Origin of the sequence: Vibrio sp. 10N.247.310.24 (assembly GCF_041467175.1) — a bacterium.
Lineage (GTDB): Bacteria > Pseudomonadota > Gammaproteobacteria > Enterobacterales > Vibrionaceae > Vibrio > Vibrio tasmaniensis_A.
This window is the reverse complement of the sequence record NZ_JBFSUD010000114.1, coordinates 1-11,434: the sequence shown is the minus strand read 5'-3', so window position 1 is coordinate 11,434 and position 11,434 is coordinate 1. Positions and strand designations below refer to the sequence as shown.

Genomic DNA, 11,434 nt, shown 5'->3' with positions numbered 1-11,434 from the left:
CACAACGGTATGCTAAGAACAAAAATGCCGTTCACTCTTAAGTGAACGGCATTAGGGCTTCGGCCCTCTTTTTTTATGAAACAAATCTCGCCTAACTTTCCAGTACGCTGTATTATCAATCACAGTAGAATCACGTACTGTTAACTTCCATGGGCTCTTTCTAAGAGACGGATTAGCAGACTAGAATCAAATATGCATGAGGTTTGTAATGTCTAGTCCTACGCTCACAGACAAAGTATCAAAGATGATTCGCCAAGATATTCTTAATGGTGAGTTAACCCCTGGCCAAAAACTCGTTGTTGCTGATCTAAAAGCACGATACAACGTAGGCGCATCTCCAATTCGTGAAGCCTTAGTGCAGTTATCTTGGAGTAAATACGTAAAGCTAGAGCCACAAAAAGGCTGCTGGGTATCTCCGGTCTCAAAGAAAGAACTCAATGACCTATACGAAAGCCTTCGACTGGTCTCTTCCGTTCTGCTTAAAAAAGCGATCTCAGCTGGCGATGAAAGCTGGGAATTAGAAGTGTTGACCTCTTACCACAAGCTATCACGCCTTCAGAACGTAGAAGAAGAATTTGATTCTGTTGAATGGGAAGAACGCCACCAACAGTTCCATGTCGCGTTGCTTGAAGGTGCTGATTCAGAGAACATGTTTAAGTTCTTTGATGAACTTATTAACCAAGTTAAACGTTACCGCTTCTTAGCAATGTCAGCTGAAACAGCATCTGATGATCTGTTCAATATTGATGAGCACGAAATGATCATGAAGCTAGTACTCTCTAAGAATGCAGAACAAGCAACAGAGTTACTTGATCAACATTTACTAGGTTCAATGAAACGAATTGAAGAAGTTATCGAAGCGGCATAACGCCAAGATAGATTCTAACCAAATAAAAACGGAGCCCAACGGCTCCGTTTTTTGTTTCCAGTATCACGACTGAACTACCACCCAAAAAACTCTTTGTGATGAGTATTGAGCAGTACAACCATAGGTAAAAAATACAGTGCACTCAGTTGAAAGCCAAGAATGACTAATGTGCCTATGGTTAACCTCACTAAAAAATCGACAAACATACCACGCCTCTTTTAACCAGACAGTATGATCCCCAAACTCTTGCTACAGCTAACCTAATTCTACTGTTATCTCTCAAGCCATTGATAATGGCGAGCTAACCAGCTGAATTAAGTTAACGGTGTCATCCCTTTTATATCGGGTAAACACTCTGTTTATTGGTTCGCTTAACACGACGCAACCTGAAGCAAGATAGTTTACTTATTGTTTATTTTAGCTCAAATTTTCATCAGCATTAGACTTTAGTCTAACTACATAAGACTTGTGACATAGGTCGCCTCAAAAGTGAGATTCCTAGTACAGATGTAGAAAGGCACGGCTGAAGTGCTAGCTTTAAAAAATACGAAGCGAGAAAGATGGCTTGATAGGAAAGTGGCTAGTCACTTAAAACGTAAATCTTTTAAGGGCTTAGTCTGTTGAAAGCTAAGTGAAACAGTGAAAGCTAAGTAAACAGTGAAAGCCAAGTGAAATATTAAAGACTAATCGAGTAATGAAAGATTAAGCGACATCAGCATGACTAGGGCACATAGAGACGGTATTGCGCCCAGACGATTTAGATTCGTAGAGCCCAACATCGGCACATTTGTATGAGCGAGTGCTGTTGCTTGTCAAATCAGTGAAACCGACACTCACCGTCACTTTAGTCCCTGAGGATAGCTCTATTTCTATTCGTAATCGATCCAATACACGTTTCGCTTCCGGCAGTGAGGTGTGTGGCATCAGTAATGCAAACTCCTCCCCCCCAACGCGAGCAACAAAATCAGTATTGCGTAGGCTGTCTTGTAGAAGCCTTGCAACACTTGCAATCACTCGGTCGCCTTCCTCGTGGCCAAGTTCGTCATTGATTCGTTTGAAGTTATCAATATCGACTAAAGCTAAGCAAGTGGTCGCTTCATTAGGGTAACGCTCGACCAAGCGAGAATAATACGCGAGCTGCTCTTCGAACTTTCGGCGGTTCCAAAGGTTACTCAAAGAATCTCGTTCACTTAAGATCCTCAAACGCACCTCAAGCTCCTTCCTTACAGAAATATCAACCAAAGACGTAATATAGTAACTGATCTTTCCAGAGCGATTCTTAACGGCTTGTACTCGCATGATGACGGTGAAAGGGATACGTAACTTGTTCTTACACAGAACTTCCCCCTCCCATACTTCTTCTTGCTCTAAGTGTTGCCAGATTGAATCACTCGAGAGTGCCTGCTCGGTATTTTCAAGCAACAGCTGTAATGCATTTTGACCGATAACTTGAGTTTTGCAGTACCCCGTCATGTTCTCAAACTCGTTGTTGATCATCATAGTACGATGCTGCTTATCAGAGATCATGACGGCCGACATGCCGCTCAATGCGGCGCGTGCCAACTTACTTTCTAGACTTCGACGTCGGTAATGAGTCACTAAATAAGCAAACGGAAATGCAAAAACCAGTACCGTTAGCAACACAAACACTTCTTCTTGAGAGAGGTCACTTAAGCTCGGTTCAGCTCGATCCATCAGTTGTTTCTGATTAAGTTGAATCAGTAAATGGACCTTTTGATTATTCGCGAGCATCACCGTGTTAAACGCAAACAAATTGCCATCTTCAAAAACGTGCCCCACCTGATCATTAGAGATCGCTTCCCATGCCTTTGGTGCGATGTTTTTCAGGTTGTAGCCTTTTCTTTCTGGAATAGAATCGCCAAACAGCTTTCCGCTATGGTTACTCGCTATGTAATAACCCGCTTCATTAAGAACTTCTGCTCTAAGATCATTATCAGGTGAAAAGCTAAGACGCGACGATAAACCCCATACGTCGAGATTAATAACAAGGTAGCCCACTCTTTTCTCAGATGTTTCTACAGGGGTAAAGACACGAATTACCGGCATATAAGGGAAGGTGATCTCGCCATGTTCCATTTCAAGCTCAATGCCCCAGCCGCCAATTTGTTCAGCTTCTAGTTTTTGGGCGTATTGAAAGTAGCTCGAGTCAGATTTATCTTGAAGTTGTTGCGGTACCGTTATGTGGCCTGAATCAGCGGAGTAGTTGACACGAACCAGCTCTTTACCCGAGATATCTAACAGGTGGATCTGTGTATACCATTTCTGATTGACAAGGACAGACTGCCAAACCTCTTCAAGTAGATCTTTGGTTTGGTTAGAGGGAGAAGAGGCAAAATTAACCAAGCTTTGGCTGTGACTTAACAGGCCCATTACGGAAACTAATTGAGTCTTAAGAAGATCGTAGTCTCGCTTGGCGTACACCAATTGATGGACGGCTTGCTTGGCCGAGTAGTCAAAACTCTGCTGCTTCACTTCTTTATATCGCTGCAAGTAATATAGAGCAACTGCTGAACAGAGTGTGATTGAGATGATTAGTAATGTAATTATTGATTTTTTATTTCGCATTACTAGCTCAGGAAGAAAAAGAGAGCGCAAGATTATAGCACTCTAGGAAATTAACAAAATAAAAGCCGCTTAAAAAAGCGGCTTTAAAACTATTTTTTAAATACTTCTTGTTTAGGCTTTCAACGCTCGTTCACCACGTGCGATGCCAACAACCCCACTTCGAGCTACTTCAAGTACTTCCGTTACTTCAGACAATGCCTGAATGAAAGCATCCAGCTTCTCGCTAGTGCCGGCCATTTGAACCGTATATTGTGAAGCCGTTACATCAACGATTTGGCCACGAAAAATATCTGCGGTGCGCTTCACTTCAGCGCGAGCAAAGCCGCTAGCGCGTACTTTTACCATCAAAAGTTCACGTTCGATATGCTCAAGCTCAGACACTTCTTGTACCTTGAGTACGTCGATTAACTTGTGTAGCTGTTTTTGGATCTGCTCAAGCTGCATTTCGCTCGAGTTAGTGGTGACATTCAGACGAGAAAGCGTTGGATCATCCGTAGGAGATACATTCAAAGACTCGATGTTGTAGCCACGCTGAGAAAACAAGCCAACCACTCGCGAAAGTGCACCTGGTTGGTTTTCCATTAATAGTGAAAGGATGTGTCTCATATTATGTTCTCTCCGTTTTGCTTAGCCACATGTTATCCATACCCTCGCCTTTGATCTGCATTGGGTATACGTGCTCGGTGTCATCCACACTGATATCGACAAATACCAAACGGTCTTTCATCGCCAGTGCTTTTTCCAAACCTGATTCCAGTTCATCCGGAGATGAAATACGCATGCCAACGTGGCCATAAGCCTCAGCAATCGCAGCAAAATCAGGAACAGAGTCCATATATGAATTAGAGTAACGACCTTGATAAACAATGTCTTGCCACTGTTTTACCATGCCTAAGAAACGGTTGTTAAGGTTAATAATCTTAACGGGAATATTGTATTGCAGCGCAGTCGACAGCTCTTGGATATTCATTTGAATACTGCCGTCACCAGTAACAATCACAACTTCTTCATCAGGTTTCGCAAACTTAACGCCCATACCAGCAGGTAGGCCAAAGCCCATCGTGCCTAGACCACCAGAGTTAATCCAACGGCGTGGCTTGTCAAACGGGTAGTACAAAGCAGCAAACATTTGGTGTTGACCTACATCAGAAGCAACATAGGCATCGCCATTGGTTACTTTATGAAGTGTTTCAATAACTTGTTGTGGCTTAATACGACCAGACGTTTTGTCATATGCTAAGCAGTCACGCTCTTGCCACTGTTTAATTTCACTCCACCAGCTTTCCATCGCTTCAGCATCGTTAGTTCCACCTTGCTCAATAAGCAGGTTAACCATGCTCTCTAGTACTTTTTCCGCTGAACCTACAATCGGTAGATCCACTTTAACGTTCTTAGAGATAGAAGATGGATCGATATCAATGTGCATGATCTTCGCATCAGGGCAGTACTTATCTAGGTTATTGGTGGTTCGATCATCGAAACGTACACCAATACCAAAGATCAAGTCCGCATTGTGCATCGCCATATTGGCTTCATACAAACCATGCATGCCCAACATACCCAAAGAGTTCTTATGGGTACCAGGGAAAGCGCCAAGCCCCATTAGGGTGCTTACCACGGGTAAATTCAGTGCCTCTGCTAATTTTAACAGCGGCTTATCTGCCTCAGAAATAACTGCACCACCACCGACATAAAGTACCGGCTTCTTCGCTTCAAGAAGGGCTTTTAGCGCCTTTTTGATCTGACCTTTATGACCCGTAACCGTTGGGTTATACGAACGCATTTTGATCGTTTCTGGGTATTCATAAGGAAGCTTGATTTGTGGGTTTAAGATGTCTTTTGGCAGATCAATAACCACAGGACCAGGACGTCCTGTCGTTGAAATATAGAATGCTTTTTTAACGACTTCAGGGATATCTTCCGCTTTCTTAACGAGGAAGCTGTGTTTAACGATCGGACGGGATACACCCACGATGTCACACTCTTGGAAGGCGTCATTACCAATTAAGCTATTTGGTACGTTACCAGAAATAACTATCATTGGAATTGAGTCCATGTAGGCGGTGGCAATACCAGTAACGGTATTGGTCGCACCCGGACCAGAACACACAAGTACTACGCCCGGCTTACCGGTAGAACGAGTATAGCCATCTGCCATGTGGGTAGCGGCTTGTTCGTGTCGTACTAATACGTGTTTAATTTCAGCAGTTTTAGCATGCAGCGCATCATAGATATCAAGTACAGAACCACCTGGGTAACCAAAGATTTGTTCTACACCCTCTTCAATTAGAGACTGCACCACCATCTCTGCGCCGGATAACATTTCAGCGCCGGATGACATGGCTGTTTCAGGTTTTGTTGTCATATTGCTCTCCTCACCAGTTTCCAACCATATTTGGTGAACATGTTGGGCTGGTTTTTCATAGTCTAGGGCTTATTCGTAGCCTAATTCGAAATACTTCCACTTTTTCGGCTATGGCTGTCTGTCGTGATAACAACAAACAGTAATACGAAACAACTTTAACGCTTTATTATCATCTGGTCTAACACCTGTTATCCGATAATTACGTCAAAAAACCAACTATTAGCTGAAAGCATTAAATAAAACCCAAACCAAACCCAATAGTTAGATTTAAAAACCAATTAACACCTAAAAAAAAGAGCTTAATATTCAAATGAATCACGATTTATCGATTAATTACGCCCTTATTGGTGTGCGCTTTCGCACATTGTGCTGTGTCAGCAGGCATAAAAAATCCCCCTAAAAATGCAATCACATTCGTAGGGGGATTTTTAAACAACTGAAAATTTATCTAAGCAGAAAACTACTAATCTTTAGGCTTTTCATTGTACATTTCTTCGATTTCGTCTTGATACTTATCGTTGATAACTTTACGACGCAATTTTTGAGTAGGTGTCAGTTCGCCATCATCCATAGAAAATGCTTTTGGCAGCAACTTGAATTTCTTCACTTGCTCAAACTTAGCCAGTTCTTGCTGTAGGTCATTCACACGCTTTTCTAGCATCTCGACAATCTGGTGATGTTTAACAAGCTCAACACGGTCGTGATACTTGATATTCAGCTCTTTGGCATACTCTTCTAGAGAGTCATAACAAGGAACGATCAGCGCAGAAACGAATTTGCGCGTATCAGCGATAACGGCAATCTGTTCGATAAAGTGATCTTTACCAATCGCGCCTTCAACCACTTGCGGTGCAATATACTTACCGCCAGAGGTCTTCATCAATTCTTTAATACGATCAGTAATGAACAGGTTACCATTTTCATCAAAATGTCCCGCATCACCAGTCTTTAGGAAACCGTGCTCGTCAAACGTCTTAGCGGTCTCTTCTGGCATCTTGTAGTAGCCACGCATCACCATTGGACCACGAACAAGAATCTCGTCCTTAGCACCAATTTTCACTTCAGCGCCCGGCATCGACATACCAATCGAATCAGGGTTAAAACAGCGGTCATCCCAGCACGATACTGTTGCCGTGGTTTCTGTCATGCCGTAGCCAAGTTTAACGTTGATACCAATCGCGTGGAAGAAGCGACCAATGGTTTCATCAAGCTTCGCGCCACCACATGGCATGAAGTTGATGTTACCGCCTAATAGAGCTCGCAGTTTAGATAACACAAGTTTATCGGCAAGCGCATGGCTCTTCTTCAGCATGAATGATGGTGTCCGACCTTCTTGGTGACAAACTGAAAGCTTCGCTCCCATGTTCACGGCCCAAGTAAAGAGGACTTTACGGATAAACGGTGCTTTAGACACTTTCTCGTGAATCGCTGAGAATATCTTCTCGTAGAAACGAGGAACTGCAGACATAACCGTTGGCTTAACATCACTCAGCGCATCACGCACTTGCATTGTGTCTTGCAGGTAACAGTTGGTTGCGCCTTTATAAAGGACATAGAAAGTCCAAGCACGCTCAAATACATGTGATAAAGGTAAGAAACACAATGAGACATCGTCTTTGCTTAAGCTAAGGCGCTCATCATGGCCTTTTAGTTGATAGCCAACGTTCGTGTAATCAAGCATTACGCCTTTTGGCTGGCCTGTTGTACCAGAGGTATAGATAAGCGTCAGTAAGTCATCCATACAAGCATCTGCAAGACGAACATCAAGTTCAGCTTGCTGATCTTCAACACCACGAGCCATGAACTCTTTCCAAGAGACGGCAAAGCGATGTCCTTGCAGATCGATATCATCAGACATCGCCACAACAACTTCTAGCTGTTCACACTCTTCAAAAAGGCTAACGGCCGCATCAAATTGAGCTTGCTCGCCAACGAATAAGATCTTCACATCCGCATTTTGAATAATGTAAGAAGACTGCGCCGCTGTGTTGGTTGGGTAGATTGGTACCGTTACAAGACGCGCTTGTAAAGATGCAAAATCTGCCACAGTCCACTGAGGCATATTGTTCGAAAAGATACCGATCTTATCCTGAACTCTCAGTCCGTTAGCCAACAGTGCTAATGAAAGCGTATCGATTTGTTGTCCAAACTGTTCCCAGCTAATACCTTGCCATACATTGTCGACTTTATGCTTCAAAGCTGTACGGTTGCCGCCTTGGGCAATTTGGTCACGAAGTCTTTTTACGATATGAAAATCTAAATTGGCCATCTCTTTACCTTTGGCTTACACCTGTAAGCTTTTTTGAGCGCACAAGTGTACCTCTGATCATGGAAAAGGCAACTGATGAAGCTCAAAGTTATAAGTAATAGTACGTCTCACGCTAAGTTTTCTATCAACAAAAATAGCAGGTACAAAAAAGCCCCAAGCCAGACTCCCAGCTTAGGGCTTACAAATCATAGGGATTAGTGCTTAGTTAAGCGCCACGACTTCGCCACAGATCATCATTAACTGATCTCGTAACCAAATGTGTCCTTTATCCTTTTCACTTGATTCGTGCCAGCTTAGGAAGCCAGAAATTGCCGCATTATCGAATGGGAAATCTAGAATCTGAAGCTGATCTTTGTTCGCGGCATGCTCAACCATCCAACGCGGTGCAATTGTCACAAGCTCAGATTGACCAACAACGTAAAGTACGTTGCTTAAGCTCGTACCTTCGTAGAAAGGTGTGCAATCTAGGTCACGGTAAGCTTGCTCTGAGAAGCTGCGTTGACCATGGATGCGTGACAGTTTTGCGTGCTTTTCGTTAAGCAGCTCTGCCGCTGAAACTTCACCGTTGATACGTGGGTGAGAAGCAGAAGCAACAACAACTAATTCGTCTTGGAAGATCTCAGTGCTTGAAAAGCCCTGCTCATCAAAACGAGCGTAATCAATAACGAAGTCGATTTCTTGGTAGCGCATACGCTCAGAAAGTTGACGATCGAATTCTGCATCCATGTGCAGTTTAACGCTAGGTGCTTGGTCGTTGATTGTCGACATGATCTTAGGTGCAAAACGCATGTCACAAGGGCTACAAATCGCAAGTTTGAACAGACGAGAAGACGACTCTGGAGAGAACACAGAACTTGGCAGTTCATTGCGAACTAACTGCAGTGCTTGGCGGATTGGACCAAACAACTGACGAGCACGTTGAGTCGGCTGAATACCACGACCTTGACGCATGAATAGTTCGTCGTTAAACATCACTTTTAGACGAGCAACAGCGTTACTTACAGCAGGCTGAGACATACCCAGATTATGAGCTGCACGTGTAATGTTTTGCTCTTGCATAACTGCATCAAATACAGTCAAAAGATTTAAGTCGACTCCACGAAGTGTGCTTTCCATTCTGTAGCTTGCAATAGCACTCATTGCGTCTTTTTTCTCTAACATTCAAGTTGCCTCTTGTCGGTTCGACAGCGTTAAATTGGTAATGGTATAGGAATAGATAACCACTAATTCTTATATTTATCAGACCGATGTTTTTCGGATTACCATTACTATTAACCAATAAATCTCGAGCTACCAACAAGATTGATAAAGAATAATTTTATTTTACCTTAATGATTAAATAACATCTAAAAATCAATTATTTATAGAGTTATAAAAAAACATAAAATGCATCACTTATGAGTTTCATTTCGACTTATTTAGCTGTTCTATCGTTTGGTTACATTTGTTACAATTTATTGAACCCATGAATTGTTTGACTGGTTGATTCAGAAATAACACTTATGAGTTAAGTGAGCGATGCATAACTAGGAAAATCTACCTTGTCCCAAAGTTGCTTTCTCAAGTCATCTTGGTTGGACCAATTGCCCGCTAACACCCACTCAACAAGTGCACTTGCCACGTCGGGATAAGTGACCACTTCTGCCTGTTTTTCACCGAGCCAACTGCGCATGATAGCCGCATCTAAAAAGGTCATAGTTTGAGCTAATCCAAGAGCCTCTAGCGTCGCCACATTACTCTGTTGTTCGAACTGCCCTTCGAGTGGTTTAAGAAGCAATTTCTTCCCCAAAGTTAAGGCTTCAGATGGCAATTCAAAGCCGCCATTAGCCACTACACCAGAGCATTGATTGAGGTCGAATTGGAAACCGGCATGACTCAGTGGTTTGAACTCAATATTTTCGACTCGGCTATGCTCAATAACATCCGGGTGGTAACAGACAAAGTTGTGCGAAATGAACTTCATCAGCAGCTCTGAGATCGACTCAAGATCCTCAAACGGCAAATAGACCAACGTAAAATTTTGTGCTGTTTGGGTTTGTTGATCACCAGCCAGCGTGTGAACGATAGGCGGCAGTATCGGTTGTTCAAAGTGATACCAATGCAAACCAATCGAGTGCTCAGTTGGGGCGAAATGTTGAATCACCGAATGTTCAATCCAGTTGCCCCCTTCTTTAGGTACATCGTAGCGGAACGCATTCTGGTGGCTTATGCCAATGCATGGCACACCTTGCCTCTTAGCTGCCCATGCCGTCACAGGTTCAAAGTCATTCAGCACTAAGTCATAAGGCGTCAAATCGATCTGATTAATCTCACCGAGAAATCGCCAGATGTTGTTCTTGATGAATGTCTTACCATATTTAACCTGCCCCTGCTCGCTGTAAAAAGTTAAGCCGCTGCGGGTCTGATAGTTACCAAACGCTTCCATCGAGAAGTACTTGCTCTCGTCTCGCCCAGAGAACAGAAAGTCGACATCAATATTTTGCTGACGAAAAGCCACAGCCATTGCCCTCGCTCGAGCGATGTGCCCATTCCCTGTGCCTTGTACGCCATATAAAATTTTCATGCATGTTCCTTTATGTTTGCCACTTAAGCTCGGCAGTGGTTGTTGCCAACAAAATGATTACAGGATGAGGCTGATAGCAAGGCTAGTACAAGCGATGCCCAAGGCTGCGCCAATCAGTACGTCCGTTAAAAAGTGCACACCAAGTAGGATTCGAGAGCCAGCAATCGCTGCCGCCCAAATCAGGCTAAAGAGATATAAACTCGGATAGAAATGTCCGATTAGAGTCGCCATAACAAAAGCCGCAGCGGAATGCCCAGAAGGCAGGCTGTATTTATCAGATGGCACAATATGGGAGTAAAGCAATGAAGAGAATTCAGCGGGTCTGCGACGCTTGAGGGTATTTTTGGCAAACCAGTAAATAGGTAACTCGATTGCAAAGGCAGTTAAGCCCACCAATAGAAAATCTCGACCGGTGTAACTGTCAGCCAGTAGTGCAACCAAAGCAATCAAAACGTAAAGGTGTCCATCTCCAGTATGAGACACCGCCTTACTGAGTGTCGCCTGTTGTCCGCTATAACGGCTCTTTAAACAGAAAACAGAAAATGCCACATCCCAGCGGACAATAGGTTCGATAGTACGCATACAATCTCCTTAACAATCCTTATTCAGTTAAGGCTCAAGTTATGCTCCTGAAATGACAGTTAAGTGACGTTTTGAATGAACTAAAATGAATTTTGAGGCGAATTGACCGCTTTCGCTAAGCAAGCTGATGGGGCCTAGAAACTGCCTGACCCGTCCTGATATGGGTTGACACTTGATTGACTAAAACGCTCGATGTACTTC

The 11,434-nt window shown here is 43.3% G+C and carries 8 protein-coding genes; 1 reads left to right on the top strand and 7 read right to left on the bottom strand.

Translation table 11 applies throughout. The annotated features are described in order from the left end of the window. The first annotated feature begins 196 nt into the window (after positions 1-196). On the top strand, positions 197-868 hold the full coding sequence (locus AB6E08_RS21490) for a GntR family transcriptional regulator (RefSeq protein WP_017080206.1): 672 nt from the start codon (positions 197-199) through the stop codon (positions 866-868). A 702-nt stretch (positions 869-1,570) separates the two neighbouring features. On the opposite strand, the gene AB6E08_RS21485 is transcribed toward AB6E08_RS21490, so the two are convergent. The 7 genes from AB6E08_RS21485 to AB6E08_RS21455 form a co-directional block, all read right to left on the bottom strand. After that, positions 1,571-3,454: a diguanylate cyclase gene (locus AB6E08_RS21485; protein WP_372066790.1), complete on the bottom strand. Its 1,884-nt coding sequence runs from the start codon at positions 3,452-3,454 to the stop codon at positions 1,571-1,573. Between the two features lie 111 nt (positions 3,455-3,565). Continuing rightward, entirely contained in the window at positions 3,566-4,060 is a 495-nt protein-coding gene (gene ilvN / locus AB6E08_RS21480; protein WP_004735875.1) for an acetolactate synthase small subunit, read from the bottom strand. Position 4,061: 1 nt separating this feature from the next. After that, a complete protein-coding gene (locus AB6E08_RS21475; RefSeq protein WP_054541385.1) occupies positions 4,062-5,819 on the bottom strand; it encodes an acetolactate synthase 3 large subunit in 1,758 nt (585 codons plus the stop codon). A gap of 463 nt (positions 5,820-6,282) precedes the next feature. Further along, positions 6,283-8,088 (bottom strand): long-chain fatty acid--CoA ligase, encoded by a 1,806-nt coding sequence (locus tag AB6E08_RS21470; protein WP_231903753.1) that lies wholly within the window; start codon positions 8,086-8,088, stop codon positions 6,283-6,285. 201 nt (positions 8,089-8,289) lie between these two features. Beyond that, a complete protein-coding gene (gene leuO, locus AB6E08_RS21465; RefSeq protein ID WP_004735878.1) occupies positions 8,290-9,249 on the bottom strand; it encodes a transcriptional regulator LeuO in 960 nt (319 codons plus the stop codon). Between the two features lie 346 nt (positions 9,250-9,595). Further along, the gene (locus AB6E08_RS21460; RefSeq protein ID WP_372066785.1) at positions 9,596-10,651 is read right to left on the bottom strand and encodes an MJ1255/VC2487 family glycosyltransferase; all 1,056 of its coding nucleotides are present in this window, start codon (positions 10,649-10,651) and stop codon (positions 9,596-9,598) included. Between the two features lie 57 nt (positions 10,652-10,708). Next, positions 10,709-11,233, bottom strand: a complete 525-nt coding sequence (locus AB6E08_RS21455) for a phosphatase PAP2 family protein (RefSeq protein WP_017084720.1) — start codon at positions 11,231-11,233, stop codon at positions 10,709-10,711. Positions 11,234-11,434 lie beyond the last annotated feature (201 nt).

Excerpts from the sequence above, each read along its gene's own strand:
- AB6E08_RS21460 (WP_372066785.1), bottom strand. The coding sequence starts at position 10,651 with ATGAAAATTTTATATGGCGTACAAGGCACAGGGAATGGGCACATCGCT.
- AB6E08_RS21490 (WP_017080206.1), top strand. The coding sequence starts at position 197 with ATGAGGTTTGTAATGTCTAGTCCTACGCTCACAGACAAAGTATCAAAG.
- leuO (WP_004735878.1), bottom strand. The coding sequence starts at position 9,249 with ATGTTAGAGAAAAAAGACGCAATGAGTGCTATTGCAAGCTACAGAATG.
- AB6E08_RS21470 (WP_231903753.1), bottom strand. The coding sequence starts at position 8,088 with ATGGCCAATTTAGATTTTCATATCGTAAAAAGACTTCGTGACCAAATT.
- AB6E08_RS21485 (WP_372066790.1), bottom strand. The coding sequence starts at position 3,454 with ATGCGAAATAAAAAATCAATAATTACATTACTAATCATCTCAATCACA.
- AB6E08_RS21455 (WP_017084720.1), bottom strand. The coding sequence starts at position 11,233 with ATGCGTACTATCGAACCTATTGTCCGCTGGGATGTGGCATTTTCTGTT.
- ilvN (WP_004735875.1), bottom strand. The coding sequence starts at position 4,060 with ATGAGACACATCCTTTCACTATTAATGGAAAACCAACCAGGTGCACTT.
- AB6E08_RS21475 (WP_054541385.1), bottom strand. The coding sequence starts at position 5,819 with ATGACAACAAAACCTGAAACAGCCATGTCATCCGGCGCTGAAATGTTA.